At 40.1% G+C, this 24936-nt stretch carries 24 protein-coding genes, 1 pseudogene and 1 riboswitch; of the genes and pseudogenes, 2 read left to right on the forward strand and 23 right to left on the reverse strand.

Annotated features, from left to right (window positions below; genetic code table 11):
• Window positions 1-40: 40 nt before the first annotated feature.
• The 11 genes and pseudogenes from FHQ08_RS00600 to FHQ08_RS00650 form a co-directional block, all read right to left on the reverse strand.
• Complete coding sequence (locus FHQ08_RS00600) at window positions 41-490, reverse strand: hypothetical protein (RefSeq protein ID WP_230912441.1); 450 nt, start codon at window positions 488-490, stop codon at window positions 41-43.
• A gap of 69 nt (window positions 491-559) precedes the next feature.
• Window positions 560-1768, reverse strand: a complete 1209-nt coding sequence (locus FHQ08_RS00605; protein ID WP_230912442.1) for a CCA tRNA nucleotidyltransferase — start codon at window positions 1766-1768, stop codon at window positions 560-562.
• On the reverse strand, window positions 1765-2526 hold the full coding sequence (gene dapB / locus FHQ08_RS00610) for a 4-hydroxy-tetrahydrodipicolinate reductase (protein ID WP_230912547.1): 762 nt from the start codon (window positions 2524-2526) through the stop codon (window positions 1765-1767). Before dapB ends, FHQ08_RS00605 begins: the two co-directional genes overlap by 4 nt.
• Before the next feature lie 76 nt (window positions 2527-2602).
• Window positions 2603-3871 carry a tetratricopeptide repeat protein gene (locus FHQ08_RS00615; RefSeq protein WP_230912443.1) on the reverse strand — a complete coding sequence of 423 codons (1269 nt, stop codon included), beginning with the start codon at window positions 3869-3871 and terminating at the stop codon, window positions 2603-2605.
• 138 nt (window positions 3872-4009) lie between these two features.
• A complete protein-coding gene (locus FHQ08_RS00620; protein WP_230912444.1) occupies window positions 4010-4285 on the reverse strand; it encodes an HU family DNA-binding protein in 276 nt (91 codons plus the stop codon).
• A 223-nt stretch (window positions 4286-4508) separates the two neighbouring features.
• A complete protein-coding gene (gene der / locus FHQ08_RS00625; RefSeq protein ID WP_230912445.1) occupies window positions 4509-5816 on the reverse strand; it encodes a ribosome biogenesis GTPase Der in 1308 nt (435 codons plus the stop codon).
• A gap of 117 nt (window positions 5817-5933) precedes the next feature.
• Window positions 5934-7181, reverse strand: a complete 1248-nt coding sequence (gene rpsA, locus FHQ08_RS00630) for a 30S ribosomal protein S1 (RefSeq protein WP_230912446.1) — start codon at window positions 7179-7181, stop codon at window positions 5934-5936.
• Window positions 7182-7264: 83 nt separating this feature from the next.
• The gene (gene cmk, locus FHQ08_RS00635; RefSeq protein WP_230912548.1) at window positions 7265-7933 is read right to left on the reverse strand and encodes a (d)CMP kinase; all 669 of its coding nucleotides are present in this window, start codon (window positions 7931-7933) and stop codon (window positions 7265-7267) included.
• A gap of 43 nt (window positions 7934-7976) precedes the next feature.
• A pseudogene (locus tag FHQ08_RS13265) lies at window positions 7977-8114 on the reverse strand (LysM peptidoglycan-binding domain-containing protein); the annotation flags it as partial.
• 823 nt (window positions 8115-8937) lie between these two features.
• Window positions 8938-10404: a RecQ family ATP-dependent DNA helicase gene (locus FHQ08_RS00645; RefSeq protein ID WP_230912448.1), complete on the reverse strand. Its 1467-nt coding sequence runs from the start codon at window positions 10402-10404 to the stop codon at window positions 8938-8940.
• A gap of 4 nt (window positions 10405-10408) precedes the next feature.
• Window positions 10409-11377 (reverse strand): helix-turn-helix domain-containing protein, encoded by a 969-nt coding sequence (locus FHQ08_RS00650; RefSeq protein WP_230912449.1) that lies wholly within the window; start codon window positions 11375-11377, stop codon window positions 10409-10411.
• Between the two features lie 34 nt (window positions 11378-11411).
• On the opposite strand from FHQ08_RS00650, the gene FHQ08_RS00655 reads away from it, so the two are divergent.
• Window positions 11412-11642, forward strand: a complete 231-nt coding sequence (locus FHQ08_RS00655) for a ferredoxin (protein WP_230912450.1) — start codon at window positions 11412-11414, stop codon at window positions 11640-11642.
• Window positions 11643-11711: 69 nt separating this feature from the next.
• Here FHQ08_RS00655 and FHQ08_RS00660 read toward each other — a convergent pair whose 3' ends face one another.
• The 12 genes from FHQ08_RS00660 to dnaE all read right to left on the reverse strand — a co-directional run bounded on the left by FHQ08_RS00660 (window position 11712) and on the right by dnaE (window position 24473).
• Window positions 11712-12287 carry an ECF transporter S component gene (locus FHQ08_RS00660; RefSeq protein ID WP_230912451.1) on the reverse strand — a complete coding sequence of 192 codons (576 nt, stop codon included), beginning with the start codon at window positions 12285-12287 and terminating at the stop codon, window positions 11712-11714.
• Between the two features lie 127 nt (window positions 12288-12414).
• A riboswitch (FMN riboswitch) is annotated at window positions 12415-12535 on the reverse strand.
• A gap of 88 nt (window positions 12536-12623) precedes the next feature.
• On the reverse strand, window positions 12624-13358 hold the full coding sequence (locus FHQ08_RS00665) for a pseudouridine synthase (protein ID WP_230912452.1): 735 nt from the start codon (window positions 13356-13358) through the stop codon (window positions 12624-12626).
• Entirely contained in the window at window positions 13351-13992 is a 642-nt protein-coding gene (scpB, locus tag FHQ08_RS00670; protein ID WP_230912453.1) for an SMC-Scp complex subunit ScpB, read from the reverse strand. The genes FHQ08_RS00665 and scpB overlap by 8 nt, the downstream gene beginning before the upstream one ends.
• The gene (locus FHQ08_RS00675; RefSeq protein ID WP_230912454.1) at window positions 13989-14744 is read right to left on the reverse strand and encodes a segregation and condensation protein A; all 756 of its coding nucleotides are present in this window, start codon (window positions 14742-14744) and stop codon (window positions 13989-13991) included. The genes scpB and FHQ08_RS00675 overlap by 4 nt, the downstream gene beginning before the upstream one ends.
• Window positions 14745-14746: 2 nt before the next feature.
• Window positions 14747-15121 (reverse strand): N-acetyltransferase, encoded by a 375-nt coding sequence (locus tag FHQ08_RS00680; protein WP_230912455.1) that lies wholly within the window; start codon window positions 15119-15121, stop codon window positions 14747-14749.
• A 73-nt stretch (window positions 15122-15194) separates the two neighbouring features.
• Complete coding sequence (gene xerD, locus FHQ08_RS00685; protein WP_230912456.1) at window positions 15195-16085, reverse strand: site-specific tyrosine recombinase XerD; 891 nt, start codon at window positions 16083-16085, stop codon at window positions 15195-15197.
• 15 nt (window positions 16086-16100) lie between these two features.
• Window positions 16101-16568, reverse strand: a complete 468-nt coding sequence (locus tag FHQ08_RS00690) for a Fur family transcriptional regulator (RefSeq protein WP_230912457.1) — start codon at window positions 16566-16568, stop codon at window positions 16101-16103.
• Window positions 16569-16648: 80 nt separating this feature from the next.
• A complete protein-coding gene (locus FHQ08_RS00695; RefSeq protein ID WP_230912458.1) occupies window positions 16649-17515 on the reverse strand; it encodes a CvfB family protein in 867 nt (288 codons plus the stop codon).
• Window positions 17516-17525: 10 nt separating this feature from the next.
• Window positions 17526-17987: a DUF441 domain-containing protein gene (locus FHQ08_RS00700; RefSeq protein ID WP_230912459.1), complete on the reverse strand. Its 462-nt coding sequence runs from the start codon at window positions 17985-17987 to the stop codon at window positions 17526-17528.
• A gap of 119 nt (window positions 17988-18106) precedes the next feature.
• A complete protein-coding gene (pyk, locus tag FHQ08_RS00705) occupies window positions 18107-19876 on the reverse strand; it encodes a pyruvate kinase (RefSeq protein ID WP_230912460.1) in 1770 nt (589 codons plus the stop codon).
• Between the two features lie 77 nt (window positions 19877-19953).
• The gene (gene pfkA / locus FHQ08_RS00710; RefSeq protein ID WP_230912461.1) at window positions 19954-20913 is read right to left on the reverse strand and encodes a 6-phosphofructokinase; all 960 of its coding nucleotides are present in this window, start codon (window positions 20911-20913) and stop codon (window positions 19954-19956) included.
• Window positions 20914-21053: 140 nt separating this feature from the next.
• Window positions 21054-24473, reverse strand: a complete 3420-nt coding sequence (gene dnaE, locus FHQ08_RS00715; RefSeq protein ID WP_230912462.1) for a DNA polymerase III subunit alpha — start codon at window positions 24471-24473, stop codon at window positions 21054-21056.
• Between the two features lie 108 nt (window positions 24474-24581).
• Between dnaE and FHQ08_RS00720 the strand changes: the two genes are divergently transcribed.
• Window positions 24582-24767: a DUF2929 family protein gene (locus FHQ08_RS00720; RefSeq protein ID WP_230912463.1), complete on the forward strand. Its 186-nt coding sequence runs from the start codon at window positions 24582-24584 to the stop codon at window positions 24765-24767.
• Window positions 24768-24936: the final 169 nt, after the last annotated feature.

Here is a 24936-nt window from a genome sequence, read left to right on the forward strand (position 1 = left end):
CAGCTTAGGTATGCCTTTTTAATTTAAATAAATTTAAGTATTAAGCATCTGGATATTCATCAAAAACCGTCTTATTTTGATCAATGACAATATACAGGTGACCATCCTTTTGTGAAACATAGCTTGTTTGGTAAACATTATCTAAACCAGATGAGTCTTTATTTTTGAATGGGAAGTAGATCTCTTGAGAACCCTTATCATCAAAAAATAACTCACAGCGCTCAATATCTTGGTATTTCGTTGCCCGACCAAACATGCCCATCTCTAACGATCCTGTATTGATGTCAGTTGAATTAGCGTGATCAGCTTCAGGATTGATATCGGCTTTAAAGCTCTTACAAGGATGAATTTCTTGCATGCGGCCACCTTTAATACGACCATAACTTGTCGTAATTCTAGAAATCCAAAGATCATTAAACTCTTTATGATTAACGACCCATTCATCGCCATTACGAAAATAAAATTTCAGTTCTTTAAATACGTGATCCATATGATCCACCCTTTCTGAATGTGCTTACATTGTTATTCTAACACATCTTTAACAGAAGTAACTAAAAGTTCATTTTTTTATTGTACTTAGGAGAGCTGCCTTGTTATTCGGCAATTGACCCACAACCACGGCATATCGTAACCGCTGTAAAGTTCGCCCTAATTCTGGGCCAGGTTGGATACCATTAGTCATCAGATCCTGCCCATTAACCGCCAAAGCCTTACTTGATTGAAGCGGTAATTGATCATAAATTTGTCTGAATTCAGCTTGTTGTTCGGAAGTGATCCGCGCCATTAATTTCAGAACCGATAAAGTATCCTGCACAGCTATCTGCCCAGCTGAAAAAAGTGCCCATTTTAATTCAGCTTCATCAATATCAGTTGTTTGTAGATCAGTGGCTAACTGTCTTAGCCTTTCCGTACCATCAATCACTTGATTAGCTGATTTCCAGGCTCTTAATAACTGTCTCGTATCCTTCTGATTTAACGTCAAGGTCAAAGCGAATAGGCCCCAAACCTGACACTCATTAGTCAGATGACCAGCTAAGGCTGTCAGTTTTTGCAACTGTGTCGCTTGACCACTAAAACCAGGAACAGCTTCGCTCATCTTAGTTTCTATAAAAGTTGCCAGTCCGGTTTGCCAATTAGAAGCAAGCATCAGCTTAATGAATTCACTATGGATCCGTTCAATCGCGATCTTTTGCAGTAATCTATGGTTTTTGGCAATTGCGGTCTTTGTCCGAATTTCTAATTGAAAGGCTAACTGGGCTTGAAAGCGAACTGCACGCATCATTCGCAAAGCATCTTCATGAAAACGTGCATAAGGATCTCCCACTGCGCGTAACACACCTTGGCGTAAATCCCTTAAGCCGTCAAACAAATCAATGATCTCACCATCATGACGCATCGCTAAAGCATTGATCGTAAAATCACGACGTTTTAGATCCTCTTTTAAAGAGCGGACAAAAGTCACGTTATCCGGTCGCCGAAAATCTTGATAGGTAGACTCCGTTCGAAAGGTGGTTACCTCATAAGCAACATCATGGGCCATCACTGTTACCGTGCCATGTTGGATACCGGTATCAATTGTTCGTTTAAAAATTTGCTTAACTTCAGCCGGGTAGGCACTTGTCGCAATATCCACATCATGGATTGGCCGATGCAAAAGTGCATCACGTACGGCACCGCCTACAAAATAAGCCTCAAATCCCGCAGCTTCTAAATCAGCCAGTATTGGTCGTGCTGCTTGAAATTCCGGCGCCAGTTCGTTTAATTTCATAAAACGTTCTCAAGCCCCACTTCTAAATCATTTAACTCATGTACTTTTTCAATTGCTAACACTACACCCGTCATAAACGACGCCCGATTATATGAATCTTGTCGAATGGTCAGTCCTTCACCAACACCACCGAATTGAACTTGTTGGTGAGCGATCAAACCAGGCAAACGCACTGAGTGAATACGCATCCCTTGATAATCACCGCCGCGAACTCCTGGTAATATTTCTTTTTCATCAGGGGCGCCTTGGCGTTTAGGGCGCCGATTTTGAGCGATTAACTCAGCCGTTCTTAAAGCAGTGCCACTAGGGGCATCTTTCTTATGGTCATGATGTAACTCGATAATTTCCACGTCAGGAAAATACTGAGCTGCTTCTTGAGCAAACTTCATCATTAAGACAGCACTTAAAGCAAAATTAGGAACGATCAAACCACCCACTTGCTGTTTTTTGGCTAATGTTTGTAACTCAGCAATCTGATCGTTTGTCAAGCCAGTTGTACCAATAACTGGCATAATTTGATGTTGCAAGCAGAACTTAGTATTCGCATAAACCGCATCTGGTGTTGTAAAATCAACCCAAACATCTGGCTTAACTGTTACTGTTTCTTCTATTTCTGTGAAAGCTGGTAATTGTTGGGCCGCAGATACCTCAATTTGTGTCCCCAAATTTTTATCCGCTGCGCCATGAGGGTCATAACCACCCACCAGTTCAAATGCTTTATTATGCGCTAAAATCGTCTCACAGGTCGTCTTACCCATCCGTCCTTTAAAACCAGCAACAATGACACGTATTTTTGCCAAAATGATCACTCCATAACTTAATCGGTTAATTTTTTTAAAAATTTTGTTCGTCTAGGAGTTCATCCAATAACTCTTGGCGCTCAAAATCATCTGGTACTAGTTTAACATAGTTTTGTAAAGCCAAAATAGCCTCCTTGACCATACCTTCTTCTTGAAAGAAAGTAATCAGGTCTCGTAAAAATTCGGGATCAGATTTCAGCTGATTATAAGCCAATAAATAAGTTTCCTTAGCTTCGGCATAATTTTCCATGTGTTGCAAGGAACGAGCTTTATTCCAAAGCATCTGCGGATCATTTTCTGTAGGCTGATGGTCATTTAATAACGCTAAATTATCCTCAAAGCGCCCTTGCTTGATCAATAAATTACTTAAGGCTAGTACAGCCGATTGATTATCTGGATTGATTGTTAATAATTCTTTCAAATATTCTTCAGCAGCAGTTTCATCACCTAATTTAGTCGCAAGATCATAAGCATGTTGGTACAAAACTTCATTATATTGATCATGCGCAATTCCCGTCTGAGTCGTTAAATAAGCACCTTTTAAGTCACCATTTTTTTCTTGAGCTTCAGCTAAATAAGGATACAGGGAAGTATAATCTGGATCGGCGCTTTCAAGATCTGATAACAAATGAATGGCTTTAGCGTAATCTTTAACTTGTAAATATAAAAAGCCTAATTGAAAACGTGTATCTTTGTCCAAAGTTTCTTCCGGTAATTTTGTCAATGCTGAAATTGCAGCTTCATAATCCCCAGAACCAGCTAAACTAGCACCTAACCGCTGATATAACATCACGCCGGCAAAGGTCTCAATATCATCATGTAACAACTGCTCATAAGCGATCGTTGCTTCCTGATAACGGCCTAACGAAAAATAAAGTTCACCTAGCCCAAACCAGATTGCTGGCTCATCGGGGTATAACTCTTGGGCCGCTTTAAGTTTTGCTTCACTAACCTCAGGCATACCCATTGTCTGGTAAACATCGGCCGCTGTCATCAATGCTTGCCCATAAGCTGGCGAGTCAGGTTGGATAGCATCTAAATAAGTTAAAGCTTCATCAGTATGACCATCACTAACTGCAATATCGGCTAATACCGTCCGCAATTCATCTTCATCAGGGTATTTATCTAACAGTTTTAAGTAGATCCGTCGTGCCTGGCGTAAAAAGCCTAAAGCATATAGCTCTTCAGCTAAACTATATAGGGTATCATCATCATCATGACGTAATGCTTTGGCGAAAAGTTGCTTCTCAGCCGCCATATCACCATCTTGTAATGCTTGTAAGACTTGTTGACTATAATTCACAGCTTGTCCTCCTTTGATCCATGGCTGTAATTGTAAGACTTTGTATGCCTACACGCAATCATTGTTATTTAAATGAAGTCAAAAAAAGAAGCTGTCAACAAAACTTGAGTTTCGTCACAGCTTCTTATAAGATTCAAATTATTTAACAGAATCCTTCAATGCTTTACCTGGTTTAAATGCAGGTACTTTGCTTGCTGGGATTTGGATTTCTTCACCAGTTTGTGGGTTGCGACCCTTACGAGCAGCACGTTCACGAACCTCAAAGTTACCAAAACCAATTAGTTGTACTTTTTCACCTTTAGATAAAGATGTTTGGATTGAACTAAATACAGCATCTACAGCAGCTGTTGCGTCTTTCTTAGTTAAACCAGTTTCAGCAGCAACACTGTCAATCAATTCAGCTTTGTTTGCCATGCTATGATTCACCTCCTGAAAATTTAGATGAACAAGTCATCTAGGTTATCATTTCTGAGTGGTCCAAAAATGATGAACAATGGCGATGACCATCACCATTTCACATCTAAACTTATCATACGAACCCTATCATAGCAAGGTTTTTTACAATAAAAGTCGGTTTTTTAATCCTTTTTCAAAACTTTTACCAAAAAAAACCTAAAAAACCCTTTCATCAGCATGACTATTGACGTTTTCGTGGAATAATACGAATCGGCGTACCGGTGAAATCAAACGTATTACGTAACTGATTGATCAAGAAACGTTGATAAGAAAAGTGTAATAATTCTGGGTCATTTACAAAAACAATAAATGTTGGCGGCTTAATGGCAACTTGTGTCATGTAATAAACACGCAGACGCCGACCGCGGACATTGGGCGTTGGGGCTACCGCAACTGCATCTAACAAAACATCATTGAGCACTGAGGACTGAATACGCCGACTTTGATTGACATGAACTTTATTGACAAGATCAGGAATCGTTTGAATCCGCTGTTTTGTTAGCGCCGAAACAAAAATAATCGGCGCATAGTCTAAATACTGAAATTCCTGTCGAATTTGATTCTCAAAATCACGCATCGTATGGTCGTCTTTTTTTAAGGTATCCCATTTGTTGACTACGATAATAATGCCCCGACCAGCTTCATGTGCATAACCAGCCACTTTTTTGTCTTGCTCACGAATGCCTTCTTCAGCATTTAAAACAGTCAAAACAACGTCTGAACGGTCAATAGCCCGCATAGCTCGCATGACAGCATACTTCTCCGTATTTTCATAAACTTTACCACGTTTACGAATACCAGCTGTGTCGATCATAGCAAACTCTTGCCCAGATTCACTTGTAAATCGTGTATCAATAGCGTCTCGCGTTGTCCCTTCAATATCAGAAACAATTACTCGGTTATCGCCAAGAATTGCATTTACCAAGGATGATTTACCGACATTAGGCCGCCCAATCAAACTAAATCGAACGACATCGTCATCAGTTTCATCAGCACCTTCAGGAAATTTAGAAATGACAACATCCAATAAATCACCAAGCCCAGTTCCCTGAGAACCAGAAATGGGGATTGGTTCACCAAATCCAAGACTGTAAAAGTCATAAATATCTTGGCGTTGTTCTGGATTATCTGCCTTGTTCACGGCTAAAACTACTGGTTTATCTGATCGATATAAAATCTGGGCAACTTTCTCGTCAGCATCGGTAACTCCTTCTTGAACACTTACCAAAAAAACGATAACGTCGGCCTCATCAATTGCAATTTCCGCCTGTTCTTGAATTTGCTTAACAAACGGTGCATCACCAATATCAATTCCACCAGTATCGATCAGCGCAAACTCATGAGTCAACCACTCGCCCCGAGCATAGATCCGATCTCGGGTTACACCGGGAACGTCTTCTACAATAGAAATACGGTCGCCAGCAATCCGATTAAAAATTGTCGACTTGCCCACGTTAGGGCGGCCAACAATAGCAACAGTTGGTAACATATACTCACCTCGAATCCCTTAATATTAATTATTATCAAAAAATTATCTAAACGTATGAAGGCTGGAGCAAAATTAATTTGTCCCAGCCTCTCATCGTTAAATTAATAAATTTAAAAATTAATCTTGATTATCTGTACTATGCTTTAAAGCATCACCAACCATGTCACCGATGCTAAAACCACTATCGTCGTCAACATCATTGGCAGATGACGATGTTTTTGGCGCAGCTTTAGGTGCCGAAGCATGATCTTCGTGAGCTTCATGACTTTCAGCTTCAGGCTCTTCAAGTGCTTTAATTGACAAAGCTAAACGATGTTGTTCAGGATCAACACTCAATACTTTAACTTTAACTTCTTGGCCTTCTTTAAGCACATCATTAGGTGTTGCAATATGCTTATGGGAAATTTGAGAAATATGAACCAAGCCTTCAACACCTGGGAACACTTCAACAAAGGCACCAAAAGTAGTTAAGCGACGAACAGTACCATCTAAAATAGCGCCAACTGGTGCTTTATCTTCAATATTTGTCCAAGGTTCAGGCAACGTAGCTTTAATTGAAAGAGAAATTCTTTCTTTTTCAATATCAACGTTTAATACCTTAACCTTAACTTCTTGACCAACTTTTAATACGTCAGATGGTTGGTCAACATGATCATAAGAAATCTCAGAAACATGGACTAACCCATCAACACCGCCTAAATCAACGAAAGCACCAAAGTTTGTTAACCGCGCAACTTTACCTTCGATGATATCACCAGGAACCAGCTTGGCCATTGTTTCAGCCTTTTTAGCTTCTTTTTCTTTCTGGACGATGGCACGATGAGAAAGAATCAAACGATTTTCGCTTGGTTCGATTTCCATGATTTGTAATTCTAATTCTTTACCCTTGTATTCGTTTAAATCTTCCACATAATGATCTTCGACCATTGAAGCAGGAATGAAGCCACGAACACCAGCATCAACAACTAAGCCACCCTTAACAACGTTCGTAACTGTGGCCTTAATCGTATTACCATCTTTATATTCTTGTTCGATCTCGTCCCAGACTTTACGAGCTTCAAGGCGTCGTTTGGATAAAAGATAACTGCCATTTTCTTTGTCTTTACCCATGGAAGAGATAACAACCAAGTCTAACTTATCACCGACTTTAGCCTGGTCGTTGATATTAGCACTTGGATCGCCGGTCAATTCTTTAAGTGGTACTACGCCTTCAACGCCTGTACCTTCAATACCAACGATCAATTGGTTATCATCAATAGCCAAAACTTCACCTACAACAACGTCACCAATTTTGACGTCGTGAACGCTATTTAAGGCATCCTCCATTAATTCCTTGCTATTGTTCGTATTTGTATCTTCGCTCATAAACAAAATCCTCCTTGCGACTAACTACGTAACTATTCTACTTGAATTCCGATTGTTTTACCAGCAAAAAGATTAAAAAAGCATTAAACTTTTGTTTTTTGCCGAATTATCTCCAGAATTTTGCGGGTTGATTGTTCGATATTCAAATTAGATGTATCGACAACTACTGCGTCGTCAGCTTGCCGCAAGGGTGAAACTTGGCGATGACTATCTTTGTAGTCACGCGCTTCAATGTCTTTCGTAATCGTTGTCAAACTTTCAGGCATACCTTTCTGTTGGTTCTCCAAAAAACGCCGTTTCGCGCGTGTAGCGACACTGGCAGTCATAAAAATTTTAACATCGGCATCTGGTAAAACAGTTGTGCCAATATCGCGGCCATCCATCACAATGTCCTGTTTTGCCGCCAATGCTCGTTGCTGCTCAACTAAAGCAGTGCGTACTTTTGACAAAGCAGCCACTTGTGAAACGGCTGCTGTAACCTTAACGGAACGTATCGGTTTTGTAATATCTTCCCGATTCAGAAAAACCTGCTGGCCTTCTTGTTTCATTGGACCAAAGCTAATTTTTGCTTTTGCAAGTGCTGCTACAATAGCCGCTTCATCATTTAGAGCAATCTGCTCCTTAAAACACAGGTACGTGACAGCGCGATACATCGCACCTGTATCTAAATAAGTAAACCCCAATTTTTGAGCAACCCGTTTAGAAATCGTACTTTTACCCGCTGAAGCAGGTCCATCGATCGCAATTTTCAAAAATCTCATCCATTCATAAACTATATTATTGGCTCACTACCTGTCATTTTACACGTAGTTGTTGTCCTGGTGCAATATTGGAACTCGAAGATAAGCCATTCATTTGCAGTAGCTGACTTAAGGTCAACCCGTTGTTAACAGCAATACGATAAAGGTTCTCGCCAGCTTTAACGGTATGGTATTGCCCACTATCCGCCGTTGAAGTTTGTTGACTAGTGCTACTCTTTTGAGCAGCCGCTTGTTGGGCCTGTTGTGCGGCTTGCTGGCTAGATGCACTCGCTGCTGCCTGACGACTAGCCGCTGCAGATGACTGCTGAGCTGCTGCTTGCTGGGATTGTGCGGCAGCTGTCTGAGCCGCCTTTTGACTTGCTGCTGCTTGAGAAGCAATTTTTGCACTTTCACTTTCAGCTGCTTGCTTAGATTGTTGTACCGCTGCTTGTTTTTCCTGAGCACTTTTTATACTCTCAGATTTTGCCTTTGCTCGAGATTTCGATTTAGCAGCAGAAGCTGATTTAGATTTTGACTTGGAACTGACAACGATTTGATTACTATTATCTGAAGAATTAACCGGTTTGTTCATACTTACAATATAATAGCCAATCGGAATTGCCATAACAACAAGTAGTAACACGGTTAGTCCCACCACAAAAAAGGTATTATTCTGTTCTTTTTTCTTATTGGCAACTCGCGATAAGCCATCATCGTCAAACTGTTTTTCCCAAGGCTCTGCCTCAGATGTATCGGCATCAGTACTACTGACTGTCGTCGTTGCAGTTGCATCTGCAGCCTTATCTTTAGCTGCTGCCTCTTTTTGAGCCGTGAATGACTCAGATGCTTGATCTGTACTTGTGTCAGACGTTGGGGCTGCATTTGTTGATTGACCGGTCGTTTCTTGGCTGGTTAAGTCCCTTTTTTCTTGACTTTTTTTATCATCACTCATCATTGGCCCTCCTAAAAGCTTCTTCATGATATTTTAGCATATCAAAAGTTAAGTAATGGTAAAGTTATTCAAAAAGTTGCTTTAAAGTTTGCTGCCAGTGAACCACTTTCGGCGTCTCAATTGCTTTTTGCAAGCTTCGAGGTTGTTGAGTAGAATCCCTTTGATACAAGTTTAACTTCTTTAAAGTCGTCAAAACAGCCTCATCTTGCCCTAAACAGCAGCAAGTATCATCATGGCTGTGCACTGCTTTTTGGCCAAAGTAATCACTCAGTAATTGACGTTTACATGTCGCTGCAGATAAATAACGTTGAAATTCTGTCAAAGCAGCTTGTTTTTCCTGATATTTTGCGGTTAGCATTTGTTGAACTTGTGTCATTTCTAGCCCGCTTGAATAAAAATCGCGCAATAACTCGAGCGCTTGATCATCCGTATGAGCAAATAGCCGGGGCTCATTATAAAACATCTGGATCATACTTGTTGATGGTAACCCTGAAGCTAATAGATTAGCTTGCAGACCAGCATCGGCTGGTGTAATAAAAGTGATGGCAATGCTTTGCTTGCCATCGCGACCTGCTCGACCAAACTCTTGTAAATAACTTTCAAAGCTGCTTGGCGCATGATAATGGATCACAAAACGAATATTTTTTTTATTGATACCCATTCCAAATGCATTTGTCGCACAGATAATTGGGATTTGATTGGTCATAAATCGCTGCTGGATCAATTGCCGATCCCGATTAGACAATGCCCCGTGGTAAAACGCGGTCGGAATATGTAATGTCTGCTGTAATTGTAATGCCACTTCTTCTGCTGCTTGCCGACTGGAAAAATAGATGATTCCTGGCCAAGTAATATGCTTAATAATTGTTTGTAGCAATTGCTGACGTTGTTCATCATCAGCTACTTTGACTGTATCTAAAAAGATGTTGGGCCGATCAACATTTGTAATAATACGCACGGCTTGTTTTATCAACCCCAGTTTATCTAGAATATCTGCCTGTACTTTAGGGGTTGCTGTCGCCGTTAGCATTAAAGTACTATAGGGCTTTAGAATTTGTCGGTAATGGCGCAACTGTAAATAACTTGGGCGAAAGTCAACGCCCCATTGGGAAATACAATGTGCTTCATCAATCACGAATAAGCCAATGCTAATTTGTTTCAAAGCCAACAATACATCTGATCGCCCCAATGTCTCAGGCGACACAAACAAGAAATCAAAGTCTTTGACATGTTGTAAAATATAAGTTTGTTCAGCTTTACGGACGGTTGAGTTAAGGGCAACCACCTTTGATTGACCTTGTTGTCGCAATTGAATCACCTGATCTTGCATCAAAGAAATCAAGGGTGACACAATAACAGTTAGACGATGCATGACTAAACCGGGTAATTGATAACAAAGTGATTTGCCCGAACCAGTAGGCAAAACACCCAACACCGCGTCGCCTTTTAAAGCGTGCTCGATAATTGCCTTTTGCCCTGGATGAAACGTTTTGAAACCAAAATAATGCGCTAATTCTTGTTCTAAGTTCATTTTATTATTCCATTTCTTGAATACTCTTCATACGTTCGGTGAAATAAGCACTAGCCGGTAGATCATCTTGGCTAATCAAACGTTTGAAATCAAACTGATCATTCAATAAAGCAACTTCTAATAGGTGTTCTCTGATTGTACTAGGTTTCAGATGCCTACGTGCAGCAATGCGGGACAAAGGATAGCCTTGCCCAAAAAGCAACCACGTTTTTTGCGCACTGATGCTGATGGGATTGGGCGTATAAATAGCCTGTTTTAATAACATATAGATCATTGGTAACGCCTGTTGTTTTTGCTTTAACAACTGTACCAAATTGGTCAAATTATCTAAACGCATAAAGTGTTGTGAAAGTGGTGTCAATCCAAACATATCCGTCAGTGCCAAATCAGACCAGCCCACCTGATAGCCTTGAAACGTCGCTGCCATATAATCAGCATTCGCTTGGGCGGTTGGTAATTGTGCCAGCCAAAAAGCTAGTTCTGTCATAAACTGTTGCGCAAAATCCGGATTTCTTTTATAGTGTCGAAACCAATGCTGTACACGGCGCTGAACCAGCCAAGCATTACTAACTGGTATATAATGTGTCTGTCCGTGGACAAAGTTCGAAGTTACTTGAACCGCTAGTCCAAGCAACTGATCAATCACATCTAAGTCAGGCACAAATAACCCATCATATTTTTTTAATCGATAGACATATGCTCGCTTGTCTTGCCAATACTGTTTTCCTTTAACAGTTAAAATATAATTTTCTGGCGCTGTTTCAGTAATTAGTGCTTCTTGAATCAGTACATCTGCGGTACGATTAAAAGTGGTTTGGGCTAATGTCGGCGCCGCCCGAAAATAATTCAAGTAATGATTGCGCCGACCTGCTAAAAGATTAGAAATCGTTCTTTTTCCAATTAACACATAAAAAATTGGTTTAATTCTTTGCGGCTGTTGATTAAAAAAACTTAATAAATCGATTTTATCCATAGATTTTATCTTGCTTTCAAAAGGAGCGTATTTAATGTTTACCAGAGTTGCACGTCCAGAATGTATTGCCTGTGGCATCTGTCAATTACAAGCACCAGACATTTTTGATTATGATAATGAAGGTATTGCTTATAGCAAACTTGACCAAAATAAAGGGCAGCGAGCAATTCCTAATGAGCTAATGTCACAATTTAAACAAGCTTATCAAAAATGCCCAACAGGTGCAATCAAACGTCGGGACGTCCCCTTCCATTTGACTAAGTAATATTTATGAAACCAATTAAAAAGAGTTTCTGCATTAAAATTACGCAGAAACTCTTTTTAATGGTACTAGTTAATGTTTAAAAGTAGCCGCCTGGGCTTTGACCCACGGCATCATTTTAACATAGATAACGCTGAAGACTGCGCTTAGTAAAACACCTTTAATCACATTAAAAGGTACGACGGCAATCAAAACATATTTAATGATTGGCATCCCTAAATTCATACCTAAAAGTTGCATATACAACGGTGTAATAATCACTAAATTCAAGAAGCCCATAATAGCTGCTAACAAAATAGTTGCTACTGTTGAGGCTAGTAGTTGTCGGCCAAGATTTGACCCCTTACGTAGCAAGTAATACATGGGTATTAAAAATGTGATGGAGGCTAAGACGCTGGCAAAATCACCAATAAAATCTGGTAAAGTGGCCCCAGTCGTGATGAAATGCAGGAATGATCGCAATACAGCAATTGCAATACCGCCGAATGGACCATAAATAAATGTGCCCATTAAAACGATCAAATCGCTGAGATCCGTTTTTAGAAAACTAAAAGCAGGAATGATCGGAAAGGCGAAAAACATCAATACATAGGCAATCGCTGCCATCATAGCAATACCAACTAACTTCTTGACTTTGAGACTTTGCAATACAAGGACCCCCCGTTAAAATAAAATAGTTGTATTTGAATTAACGGTTGCGTCTTCAGCCTAAAAAAGCTCACACCCAAAAACATATACAGGGCATGAGCTATTATGATTAGACATCCAAAATAAGCTCTATCTTCTTCCATCTAGACTATACTATCGGTCTTGGATTCTCACCAAGTCAGCCATCAAAAGATGGGTCGCGGACTATCACCGCCGGTCGGGAATTACACCCTGCCCTGAAGACGAACAGTTATTCATTTACAAAAATAAACATATCAAACTTACTAAATAAAAGCAAGTTTTTTGACACATTTATTTTTAAATCTGATTCAAAAATTAAACGCGCTTCCCCAAAGCTTGATTACGCAGTTGCGAAACTTCTAAATGCGATAATGGCCGAAATTGGCCCGAGATCAAACCTTCTAAGTTTAAAAAGCCAAAGGATTCTCGAGACAATTTTTGAACTTGACTACCAACTGCTTCAAACATTTTTTTAACTTGATGATTCATACCTTCATGAATCGTTAGTCGCACAATTGCTGTATTTTTTTTATGATCCGTAGAAATAAGGCTAAATTTTGCTTTGGATGTTTTACGACCATTGACTTCAACACCATTGCGTAATTTGATTTGAGCAGAAACATCAGGAATGTTATTGATTTTAGCGACATAGGTCTTATCAACCTCATAACGGGGATGCATCAAAAGATTGGCAAGTTCACCATCATTAGTCATGATCAATAGACCAGAAGTGTCATAATCTAGCCGGCCCACGGGATAAACTCGCTGATCAACTTGGTCAAAAAAGTCGGTCACAGTTTTTCGACCCTTATCATCACTCACCGCACTAATAACGCCTCTGGGTTTATAAAATAGATAATAAACTTTACGCTCTTTCTCCAAAGGTACCCCATCAACAGTTACCTGATCATGCTCTGAAACCTTGGTCCCTAATGTTTTAACAACTTGATCATTAACTTTTACTCGACCGGATGTGATCAAGGTTTCTGCCTTACGTCTAGATGTTAATCCAGCGTTTGCGATCACTTTTTGTAGTCTTTCCTCAGTCATTTAATCCATCCTTTTCTTGTACATCACTTTGTGCCTGTGCCGTCGTCTTAGCGCTATTTTGATTCATTGCTGCATCAAATTCATTATAAAATAAATTCATATCTTCATTACCACTATCTGAGGGCGTATGCTGGTCGATCGGCGGTAAATTATCTAAAGACTGTAACCCAAAATAATCTAAGAAGTAATCACTAGTCCCATATAAAATAGGCCGTCCGGGAACATCTTTCCGTCCCTGTTCTTGAAGCATCTGTCGCGCAACCAAAGTTTGTAACGCTCCCGAGCTGTTCACGCCACGCAATTCATCAATTTCAAGACGCGTGATCGGTTGTTCATAGGCAACGATAGCTAATACCTCTAAAGCCGCCTGACTCAAGTGTTGGCCAATATTCCCGGACATAAATTGTGTCAAATATTGCGCATAAACGCGCTTGGTAGCTAATTTATAGGTTTCACCAAAATGTAAAACCTCTAACCCGGAGGTTTGGTCTTGCTGTAAAGCATTCGTTAACTTTTCCAGCCACTGTCTGACAGCCGCCGCATCTAAAGCTAGCGTGCTTGCCAAGATCTGAATGGTGGTTCCGTCATCGCCAGCAGCATAAAGTAATGCCTGTATGATTGCTTGATAATTCATGTACCAGTCCCCACCTGCTTCACTAAAATATCATCATTGATCGTGGTTTGTTCACAAACGATCCGTCCATTTTTCATCAACTCCAAAACAGCTAAAAATGTTGTGACAACATCTTCGATCACATCTACTTTATCTGAGGAACGCGCTTCGAGCAGTTGGGAAAACTGAACATAACCATGATGCTGTTCCAAGTGCGTCAACACCTTTTTTATCTGCGTTTGGATTGAAATGTTTTCTCGTTGAACTGCCCGTTTCTGTGGTTTTGAAGCGAAATGACGTCTTAGGACTACATTCATAGCTTGTGTCAATTGAGTTAAGTCAACGGCACCCCTTTGTAGCGGAATGATAAATGTACCTGTTGGCTGCGAAGGTTCCTTGACCACTGATTTCCGTCTTGTTTCAGCTTTTACCCTTAATTCACCAGCAAGTTGTTTATAAGCTTGATAACTCAATAATTGGCTGACCAATTCATCACGTGGATCCAACTCAAATTCATCATCAGCTTCAGATGCAGGTTCTGGTTTGGGCAGCAACATTTTACTTTTGATTGCCATTAGGTTTGAAGCCATAACTAAATAGTCACCAACCGTATCCAGTTGCATGACACGCATATCATGCAAATAAGTCAGATATTGGTTGGTGATTTCAGCAATCGGAATATCATAAATATCAATTTTAGCCACTTTAATCAGATAGAGTAATAAGTCTAATGGCCCTTCAAACTCAGGTAAAACTAAATTTAATCCAGCCACAGTCAAACCCCTGTATTCTGATGACGGTTTCGTGCTTCCCACTTAGCCACAAGTTTAGTTGTCTCAAACGAGCCCATCATCTTATGATCTGGATACAAGGCATGAACTTCATCTAAAATAGCTAAAGAATTCCCTTCCCCACGTTCAGAAGGTGAAAGTGAGATTTGCCGGATCACGATATATTTATCTTCAACTTCTAAGCCAACAATACCAGAGAAATCGTCTGATTCATTTTTCCAAAGATACAATTCATGACTATCATCATCTTGATATAACGCAATTTCATTGTTCAAGGTGTTCAAATCTTTTAAGTCTGGAATAAATGAAAGAAATCCCATCGCGATTTTCTCATAGCTCCGCTTATATTTAACTAACATGATGACCTCCACTTTCAGACATCTTATACAAAGATACACTTTAGCACATAACCCACATTCTCTCAACTTAGCTTTATGCCCGCGGATGCGTTTTATTATAGATTTGGCGGACTTTTTGTGTCGAAAGATGCGTATAAATTTGTGTCGTCGTAATATCTGCGTGTCCTAATAAAGTTTGCACCACGCGTAAATCAGCACCATTTTCTAATAAATGTGTCGCAAAAGAATGGCGCAGCGTATGCGGCGTAACGTCTTTTTGGATACCTGCTGTTCGTACATAAGCTTTAATCATTTTCCACACAGCTTGCCGCGTCAATGGACGCCCACGGTTGTTTAAGAAAACATTAGCGCTACGCGGATTGGCTTTGATCATTAGGCTAGGCCGTACATTCTCTAAATAACGCGTAATCCAGTCGCTGGCTACATCACCAATAGGCAACATTCGCTCTTTATTTCCCTTACCTATTGTTTGAATCAAACCAATTGTTAAGTGGAGTTGGTTCAACTGTAGATTAATCAATTCACTGACACGCAGACCGGTAGCATAAAGTACTTCTAACATGGCTCGATCTCTTAATCCTAGGGGCTTTCCTGTGTCAGGCATCGTTAATAATGTGTTTACTTCAGTAATAGTTAATGTCACCGGAAAATGCTGCTGCTTTTTTGGTGACGTGATCGTATCCATTGGATCAGTCCTGATCACGTGCTCAACCAGTAAATACTGATAAAATGTTCTTAAACTTGATACCATGCGTGCTAGAGAGCTCGCCATTTTACCACTAGTTGTTTCAACCTTAAGAAATTCACTAATGACCAGCGTGTCCTCTGGAAAATCCGTCAATTGTTGTGCTTCAAGAAACTCTCGAAACTGTTTTAGATCTTCCGCATAACTTTGCCGTGTCTGTGGTGATAAACCGCGTTGGACATCTAAATAATGTAAATAATCACCAATTAAATCTTTCATCCCATAAGCCTTCATTTAGGTTAAAATTTTTGTTTGTCGCTGTTTCAAGCAACTAGCACACAAGCCCTCGATCTCAAGATCTGCCTGTGCTGCCTGAATTTTGAAGCCAACTTGTTGCTGAATTTGTTGTGTGATCGACTGCCAAGTCTCATTGTCTAAGTCAATCACGCGACCACAATTTTTACAAACAAGCAAAAGCTGATGCGCATGTGCCAACTGATAACGAATAATACCGGCTTCATTAGAAGCACTCTTTGTCACAATCTGGCAGCCCGCTAAAATTTCTAAAGTACGGTAAACCGTTGCCAAACCAATATCTTGTGAAATTGCTTTAGCAAGCATAAAAATCTTTTCCGCTGTCAAAAAAGTAGTCTGGTTGGCACACAAAACAGCGACCGTTGCTTGCCGTTGTGGGGTCATTTTATAACCCGCTTGTTTTAATTGTTTTTTGATATCCTTTTCTAAAGCTGTGGTTTGACTCATAATGAGGACCCCAATAAAATAATTTTTTCACTAATTACAGCATACGCAACAATTAAGCCATGGACAATAAGTAAAAGCCCTTATTTCAACTTTGTTTTTCCGGCACCAGTTTCAATTAAACCTGCCTTTAATAAATGACCAATTGCCCGTTTGAAAGCGCCTTTAGAGATACCAAAATAATCATTGATAGCTTCAGGATCACTTTTATCATCAAAATCGATACTATGATCGGAGCTGCGTTTGAGAACAGCTAATACCATCGCCGCATCGTCACCAATTTCTTCGTAAGCTCGAGGTTTTAAGGATAAATTCAATTCATTATTTTGCGTCAAGCCGATCACACGTGCGTGTACTTGTTGACCAAGACGTGGTGCAGCATCCACCTCTGTCCGATGAATAAAGCCTAAGTAATAGTCATCGGTGATCACAAAACTCCCCACGTGTTTTGTTTGATAAACGGTTGCCGTTACATTTTCATTGCGCATTTTAGCACTCGGACGATTGGCAACACTCTTGAGAATCGTTGTATCCGCCAGTTTACCCCACATTCGACCTTTTTTATCAACACTGAGTGTGACCATCAACCGATCATCACGTTCTGGCCATAGTTGTTTCTCTTCAGGTAAATCGTCCAATGATACCACTAAATCTTTATCTGTTAGTCCCATGGATACAAAAACGCCTAGATCACGACGTACTTCTGTAACGGTCCCAAAATCATAATGATCAAACCTAATTTTTGGTAGATTGGGGGTCAAGCGTAGTTGATGTTTCGCATTTTCATAAATAAAACCTGTCAGTGTCTCTCCTGCCGATACAGGTGTTGTCAATTCTGATTTAAGAACCGTTAAGGTCGTGCCGGCCAATTGCACGAAAACAGCTTTATCATTTTGGTCTGTAACCGGTGCGCTTTGAATTGTTCCAATTAAATCTGCATTAATATCCATAGTGTCTCCTTTATTTACCTGGTAGTAAATTAAATACCGTTAAAATCGTATACGTAATACCGGAAGCGATAACGGGTCCAGCAGCAATGCCCTTTAAGAATACCACACCCATAATTGTACCAAAAACTAGAGCAACTGTAATTTCCGGGCTTTGAGACAGCAACCCCACACCTTTTGCTGATAATACTGCAACCAGAATACCACAGCCGACCGCAATAAATCCCACCGGACTTTTAAAAGCACTCAATAAATCTTTAAAACCGATCTGCCCAGTAGCGATGGGAATCAAGATGGCAATTGAAATGATTGTCACACCCCAATTGATCCCCTTAGCATTGATAATCGGAAAAACGCGATTGGAAAATGGTAATAACTTTAAAACTAAAACAACGCCAGTGGCAATGATCAATGATTGATTCTTGCCAAAAATAGCCACTAATAAAATTGCTGCTAAAAATAGCCAACTTTCCATGAATTTCAATCCTTTCAGAAAATAATTGAAGAAAAAAGACTGGGTCTCAATAGCGGGGACTCAGCCTTTTTCTGATCAATTATTCTGGAATATAATACAATACTGATTAAATCTAAATCTTAAAGTGAGTTAGAAGCACCACGATAAATAATACCGCGACGAGAATCAACTGTAATAACTTCACCGTCTTGAATCAATGAAGTTGCATTTTCAGCACCCACAACAACTGGGATGCCCATTGCAATACCTACAACAGCTGCATGTGATGTTAAACCACCAGTTTCAACAACTAATGCAGAAGATTTCTCAATAGCTGGTAAATAATCTTTATCTGTTGTCTTAGTAACTAAGATACCACCATCAACGGCTTTATCAACAGCATCTTTGGCACTATCAGCAACAATTGCTTTGCCGACAACAGTTTCATCACCAACACCTTGGCCGCGTGTCAATTTAGAACCGATCAATTGAACTTTCATCAAGTTAGTTGTACCACTTTCACCGACAGGCACACCAGCGACGATCAAAATCAAGTCGCCTTCTTTAGCAAGACCTTCATCTTGAGCAATTTGAGTTGCCATAGTGAACATATCATCAGTTGTCGCAGGTTTTTCAGTCAATAGTGGTTTAACACCCCAGTTGACCGTCAAGCCGCGTTGTACTTTTTCATCGAAAGTTAAAGCTAAAATATCTGCATTTGGCCGATATTTTGAAATCATCCGTGCTGTATAGCCAGAAGCTGTTGCAGCAACGATTGTCTTAATATTCAAATCTTCAGCAACACGAACAACTGATTGACCTAAAGATTCAGTTGAGTTAGTTGTTGGAAAGGCATTGAATCGTTCAGAAGCCAATACACCACTGTTGCTGACTTCTTCTTCAGTATATTGATCGATCCGGCTCATGGCAGCTACAGCTTCAACTGGATAGTCACCATTCGCACTCTCACCTGAAAGCATGGTTGCATCTGTACCATCTAATACAGAGTTGGCAACGTCAGTTACTTCGGCACGAGTTGGACGAGGATTTTCTTGCATAGAATCCAACATTTGTGTTGCTGTGATAACAGGTTTACCTAATGCATTGCATTTCTTGATCAACCGTTTTTGAACGAATGGGACATTTTCAAATGGAATTTCAACACCCATGTCGCCACGAGCAACCATCAACCCATCGGAAACTTTAAGAATATCATCGATATTATCGATACCTTCTTGAGATTCGATCTTAGGGAAGATTTGAACGTGTTCCATATGTTTTTCTTCTAAAATTTCACGAATATCTAAAACGTCTTGAGCTTTACGAACAAAACTTGCAGAAATATAGTTGATATTGTTGTCCAAGCCAAAACGGATATCACTACTATCTTTTTCAGTGATCCCAGGTAAGCGAATTTCAACACCAGGTGCGTTAACACCTTTACGAGAACCAATGTAACCGTCATTTTGTACTTCAGTTACAAGTTCTTTGTTAGCTTCATCTTTTTCAGTGATTTTAAGATCAACTAAGCCGTCATCGATTAATACGTGGCCACCCACATGAGTGTCATCGTATAAACCTGGATATGTAACAGCAATTTTTTCTGGTGTACCTTCTAATGAATCATCCATAGAAATACGAATCACATCACCAGTATGTGCATCAAAGCCCTTGTTCTTTTGAACCGTAGTTCTGATTTCAGCACCCTTAGTATCTAACATGATACCAACTGTTTTACCGGTCTTCTTTTCTGCTTCATGAACCATGTTCATCCGAGAAAGATGTTCTTCATGGTCACCATGAGAGAAGTTAAAGCGAAAAACATTTGCGCCTGCTTCGATTAATTTTGTGATTGTTTCAACATCATTGCTGGCAGGACCTAATGTGCTAACAATTTTGGTTTTTTTCATAGGTGGGAATCTCTCCTTAAATCAATTTTATAAAAACCTAATACTTAAGATACCAAGAATCTAATAAAATGCAAACCCTAATTTGATAGATCATGATTCAAATTGTAAAGTGATAGTTCTGCATGATGTTTGCCATCAAATAAATCTGTCATGTTGTGGTAAGACAACCGGTTGTTTTCAATACCAACAGCCAGCCCACCTTTACCTTCCAACAATAACTCAACAGCAAAAGCACCCATTTGACTCGCTAACACACGGTCGCGCGCTGTTGGTGAGCCACCACGTTGAACGTGGCCGAGCACAGTTGAACGTGCATGGAAATCACCATATTTAGCAAGTTCCTTTTCAAAATCAGGCGCATGCATCACACCTTCAGCCAACACGATCAGCGTATGTTTCTTACCACGATCGCGGCCAGCTTGGATATGTTCAGCTACTTGAGCGATATCAAAGTCATGCTCAGGAATAATAATTTCCTCAGCACCACCGGCAATACCTGACCAAAGCGCAATATCACCAGCGCCACGGCCCATAACTTCAATGATAAACGTGCGTTCATGACTTGTCGCAGTATCACGAATGCGATCGACAGCTTCAAGAACAGTATTGACAGCTGTGTCAAATCCAATAGTGAAGTCTGTATAAGGAATATCATTGTCGATCGTACCTGGTAAGCCAATAGCATTATAACCGTGCTCAGTTAATTTCAAAGCACCGTGATAAGAACCATCGCCACCAATGACAACCAATGCTTCAATACCGAACTTATTCAATTGTTCAATACCTTTAAGCTGGCCTTCTTCTTGAGCAAATTCTGGATACCGTGCAGAGTACAAGAATGTGCCCCCACGTTGGATCTTATCAGAAACAGATGCTTCATCCATTTTGAAAATATCTCCAGCAACTAGCCCAGCAAATCCATAATTGATCCCGTAAACTTCTAACCCTTCATACATCGCTTTGCGCGCTACTGCACGAATGGCCGCGTTCATACCAGGTGCGTCGCCACCACTGGTAAGTATACCTATGCGCTTCATGTTGTCACCTCAATTAAAAATTCATGAAAATACAAGTCGCAACTCGTTTTCACAGACATTGTTAATATACCACCTTTCATTCAAAAAGTCTGCATGTTTTTGAAATGTAAAGGCTTTAAGCCGCTATTTATTTTGAAACTTTATTTGAAAACAACATTTTCTTTGCCGAGCAACTTTTCTAGTGTCTGCCTCAAGGCCTCAGTCCAGGTGATCCAGTGTGTTTCTTTTAATAATAATTTGCGCTGATCTTTGCGCAAAAATATGACGACCGGTGTTGTGCCATGGAATTTTTGTAATGCCTGATAAACTTCCTGTCGTAATTCTGCCGTATCCAAGACTGTCGGGATCTGCAAATATAATTTTTGCTGTTGCTTTAAGCTGCGTTCTACCTGCTGCTTTTGGTCAGATTGTTCCGCAGTTACTGCAGTCGGTGTGGATACTTTAGCAATTTGTTCAGCTAATGTCATATGATTGGCAATCAATTGTGGGGCGTGATCCTTGTCCCACTCAAATTTGCCGTCGATCATAATGTTCTGGTCCTTTTGTAACCAAGTCTGTATCTGTTTATAAACATTAGGAAATACAGTGACACTAAAAGTCTGCGTTAGGTCTTCACCAGACAAAAATGCCATTTGGGCACCCTTTTTTGTGCGGATCACCTTAACCTTACGGACATAGTACAGTACGCGCCCAGTTTTATCTGGAGCCAAATTCAGAATTGGTTCGTGAGGCAAGGATTTAAACCGTTCTAAAGGATGACCTGAGATATAAGTACCTAGTAAGTCAGCTTCCAATTGGGCTTTTTCAGCTTTGGCATAATCATCAACATAGGCCATTTCTGGAGTCAATATCTCAAAAAGCGATATGGAATCGCCCGCTAATGTGATACTATCAATTAATTTTGGCAGATTCGTCAGCAATTGTTTGCGATTTGATCGAAGCATATCAAAAGCACCCACTTCGATAAGTGGTTTAATCGTATCAACTTTCAAAAACTTGTTGGGTAACCGTTTAAGAAAATCTTCTAAGCTTTGAAATAACCCCTCATTTGCACGAGCTGTCAGAATAACCTGGATCAAGTCCCGACGCACGCCTTTAATTGAAATAAAGCCAAAACGAATCTGCCCTTCTTTTTCTGTAAAATCAAAATTGCTTTGGTTGATATCAGGCCCCAATATTTTGATTTGACGTTGCTTTGCTTCCCTAAAGTATGTTTTTGTTTTGACATCGTTACCAATACTTGTGTTTAAAAGGGCGGTAAAAAAGCTTGCAGGAAAATGCACTTTAACGTAGGCCAACCAAAAAGCCAGTTTACTATAAGCCACTGCGTGGGATCGATTAAAGCCATAGTTTGCGAAACGTTCAATATATTCATAAACCATGCGTGCAGACGTTACTGAAAACCCCTTAGCTACAGCACCGTCAATAAACTTCGTACGATTTTCATCAATGACTGCCTTTTTCTTTTTACTCATAGCCCGCCTGAGCAAATCGGCTTCGCCAAGTGTAAAGCCACCCATAACACTAGCAACTTGCATGACCTGTTCTTGATAAACTAATACACCATAAGTTGGCTTCAAAATTGGTTCTAAAGCTTCATCTGCATAAACAACTGGCTCTTGACCATTTTTACGCGCAATAAATGTATCTATGTTTTCCATTGGTCCTGGCCGATATAACGCATTAGTCGCGACGATATCTTCAAAAGAATCTGGCTGCAACTGTCGTAAAACCCGTTTGATACCATCGGATTCAAATTGGAAAACTCCGTTTGTGTCGCCATGTTGAAATAGTGCCAAAGTTTTAACGTCATCTAATGGAATCTTATGCGGCGAAAAGTCTGGATCGCTTTCCCGATGGACAGCATCTGTAACTTGAGCTAAAATATTTAAATTTTTCAAGCCTAGAAAATCCATCTTTAATAACCCAACTGCTTCCACATCGCCCATAGGGTATTGCGTCAGCGGAATTTCATCGCCGCCAATTTGCAAGGCCACACGTTGGGTCAAAGGTTCATCACTTAAAACAACGCCAGCCGCGTGCGTTGAATAATGGCGTGGCAGGCCTTCTAGCTGCTGGGCCGTTTTAAAAATACGTTCGTTGATATGGTTCTGATGAACGATTCGCTGCAAACTAGGAGATTGTTCATAGGCTTGTGTTAGGGTGATTTTTAAGACACTGGGTATGGCCTTAGACCACTGATTTGCTTCGGTTTGTGAAATGCCAAAAACTCGACCCACATCTCGGAGGGCCATTTTAGCTGCTAAAGTCCCAAATGTAATAATCTGGGATACATGGTCAGCGCCATAACGCTGATAAACATAGTCCAGAAGTTCATCCCGGCGATTATCAGGAATATCCAAATCAATGTCTGGCATATTTGCCCGATTAGGATTCAAAAATCTTTCAAATAAAAGATTATATTGAATGGGATCTACATCAGTAATACCCAATAAATAAGCAACCAATGAACCAGCGGCTGAACCCCGGCCAGCACCTGTCATAATATTAGCTTGATGCGCATAGTTGATCACATCCCAAACAATCAAAAAGTAATCTGCAAAGCCCATTTTATTAATTACTTGTAATTCATAATCGATGCGTTTCTGATAGGTTGGATTCATTGTCATGGATGCAAAGCGGCTTTGCCACCCTTGTTGAACTAACTGATATAAGTAGCTCTTAGCGGATTCTTGGTTAGGTGTCGGAAATTTGGGCAATCGCGTGCGTTGTCCCAAATCAAGTTCCACCTGACATTCATTGGCAATGCGCAGATTATTGCGGATCGCCTCTTGATCATTCTGCTGCTCAAAAGGCTGCTGTGCGGCAGTTGGTGTTGGCAAATAAAAGGGCCCTTCACTATCTTGTAATTCTGTTTTTAAATTTAATTTTGAACCAGCATCAATATGCTGCAAAACCTTTGTATCGAAAGCTTGATCAGCGGTTAAATAATCCACTTTGCCCAATGCACATGTCTGTAGTTGATTTTGGTGCGCAATAATTTGGGTCTTAGAAAGTGCCCTACTAAAATTGCCCTGCAAAGTTAAACCAATAAGTAAATCGTTAGGATCTAATAATGATTTCAAATGATTTAAGTAAGCATCTGCCTGCTGATTACTGCCATCCGCAATCAAATATTCCAACTCACCTCGCGGCGGCAAAACAACAAATAGATCTGAAAGTACATCCTGTAATTCGGTAATAGATACCGACTGATCCGGATGCATCATGATTCGCGTCGAAATTTCTAAAAGGTGTTGATACCCCTGACTATTCTTAGCGTAAAATAAATAAGGATAACGTTGATCATCGTACTGGGCAGATACACCGCCTAGATAAGCTGTCAAACCCAAGATTGGACGAATATGCTGCTGCTGGCACGCTTTATAAAAATCAATTAAGCCATAGACGACATTAACGTCAGTAATAGCCAAAGCTTGATAGCCCATCTCAGAAGCACGCTGTACTAATTCTGGAATTTTTATCGGACTTTGTAGCAGACTAAAAGAAGATTTTACCTGTAATTGCGTAAAATTCGGTGTAAAAGTCATTCTTTTCATACACCCCTTTTTTCGAATACTTATATATAATATTAAAGATAACAGGTTCACGAGCAAAATAAAATTATGCTATACTAAACGGGCAACCTGATGAAAGAGGGTCAAAAAATGCGTTACATTATGATGATGTTTTGGGGCGCTATTTTCGGATTTATTGTCGGATTCATCGGCTCATCTTTAACCCATACAACTTTCGTACCTATTCAAGCCGTCGGTACCGCAGTCGTTTTTGCGATTGTTTTAGGCTTTGTGCCTGCTTTATTAAACTGGTCTGAAAAATTAAGTACGAAATAACTTCCCAACATTTTAGAAAGTGACTGATGCGAATTAATATTTTGCATCAGTCACTTTTATTTTATAAATAATTAGATCTGAATCAGTTTCTGCTGTAAGAAAAAACTTTTGGCTGACAGCTATCTTGAGAATATTGAATATGTCTTTTTGATAATCGTTGATAGTCTCT

The sequence above is a fragment of the Agrilactobacillus fermenti genome (genome assembly GCF_021030645.1).
Lineage (GTDB): Bacteria > Bacillota > Bacilli > Lactobacillales > Lactobacillaceae > Agrilactobacillus > Agrilactobacillus fermenti.

What these genes read in the sequence shown, in the direction of transcription:
- FHQ08_RS00600 (WP_230912441.1), bottom strand. Translation starts at nt 490, where the DNA reads ATGGATCACGTATTTAAAGAACTGAAATTTTATTTTCGTAATGGCGAT.
- FHQ08_RS00605 (WP_230912442.1), bottom strand. Translation starts at nt 1,768, where the DNA reads ATGAAATTAAACGAACTGGCGCCGGAATTTCAAGCAGCACGACCAATA.
- dapB (WP_230912547.1), bottom strand. Translation starts at nt 2,526, where the DNA reads ATGGGTAAGACGACCTGTGAGACGATTTTAGCGCATAATAAAGCATTT.
- FHQ08_RS00620 (WP_230912444.1), bottom strand. Translation starts at nt 4,285, where the DNA reads ATGGCAAACAAAGCTGAATTGATTGACAGTGTTGCTGCTGAAACTGGT.
- der (WP_230912445.1), bottom strand. Translation starts at nt 5,816, where the DNA reads ATGTTACCAACTGTTGCTATTGTTGGCCGCCCTAACGTGGGCAAGTCG.
- rpsA (WP_230912446.1), bottom strand. Translation starts at nt 7,181, where the DNA reads ATGAGCGAAGATACAAATACGAACAATAGCAAGGAATTAATGGAGGAT.
- FHQ08_RS00645 (WP_230912448.1), bottom strand. Translation starts at nt 10,404, where the DNA reads ATGAACTTAGAACAAGAATTAGCGCATTATTTTGGTTTCAAAACGTTT.
- FHQ08_RS00650 (WP_230912449.1), bottom strand. Translation starts at nt 11,377, where the DNA reads ATGGATAAAATCGATTTATTAAGTTTTTTTAATCAACAGCCGCAAAGA.
- FHQ08_RS00655 (WP_230912450.1), top strand. Translation starts at nt 11,412, where the DNA reads ATGTTTACCAGAGTTGCACGTCCAGAATGTATTGCCTGTGGCATCTGT.
- FHQ08_RS00665 (WP_230912452.1), bottom strand. Translation starts at nt 13,358, where the DNA reads ATGACTGAGGAAAGACTACAAAAAGTGATCGCAAACGCTGGATTAACA.
- scpB (WP_230912453.1), bottom strand. Translation starts at nt 13,992, where the DNA reads ATGAATTATCAAGCAATCATACAGGCATTACTTTATGCTGCTGGCGAT.
- FHQ08_RS00680 (WP_230912455.1), bottom strand. Translation starts at nt 15,121, where the DNA reads ATGTTAGTTAAATATAAGCGGAGCTATGAGAAAATCGCGATGGGATTT.
- xerD (WP_230912456.1), bottom strand. Translation starts at nt 16,085, where the DNA reads ATGAAAGATTTAATTGGTGATTATTTACATTATTTAGATGTCCAACGC.
- FHQ08_RS00690 (WP_230912457.1), bottom strand. Translation starts at nt 16,568, where the DNA reads ATGAGTCAAACCACAGCTTTAGAAAAGGATATCAAAAAACAATTAAAA.
- FHQ08_RS00695 (WP_230912458.1), bottom strand. Translation starts at nt 17,515, where the DNA reads ATGGATATTAATGCAGATTTAATTGGAACAATTCAAAGCGCACCGGTT.
- FHQ08_RS00700 (WP_230912459.1), bottom strand. Translation starts at nt 17,987, where the DNA reads ATGGAAAGTTGGCTATTTTTAGCAGCAATTTTATTAGTGGCTATTTTT.
- pyk (WP_230912460.1), bottom strand. Translation starts at nt 19,876, where the DNA reads ATGAAAAAAACCAAAATTGTTAGCACATTAGGTCCTGCCAGCAATGAT.
- pfkA (WP_230912461.1), bottom strand. Translation starts at nt 20,913, where the DNA reads ATGAAGCGCATAGGTATACTTACCAGTGGTGGCGACGCACCTGGTATG.
- dnaE (WP_230912462.1), bottom strand. Translation starts at nt 24,473, where the DNA reads ATGAAAAGAATGACTTTTACACCGAATTTTACGCAATTACAGGTAAAA.
- FHQ08_RS00720 (WP_230912463.1), top strand. Translation starts at nt 24,582, where the DNA reads ATGCGTTACATTATGATGATGTTTTGGGGCGCTATTTTCGGATTTATT.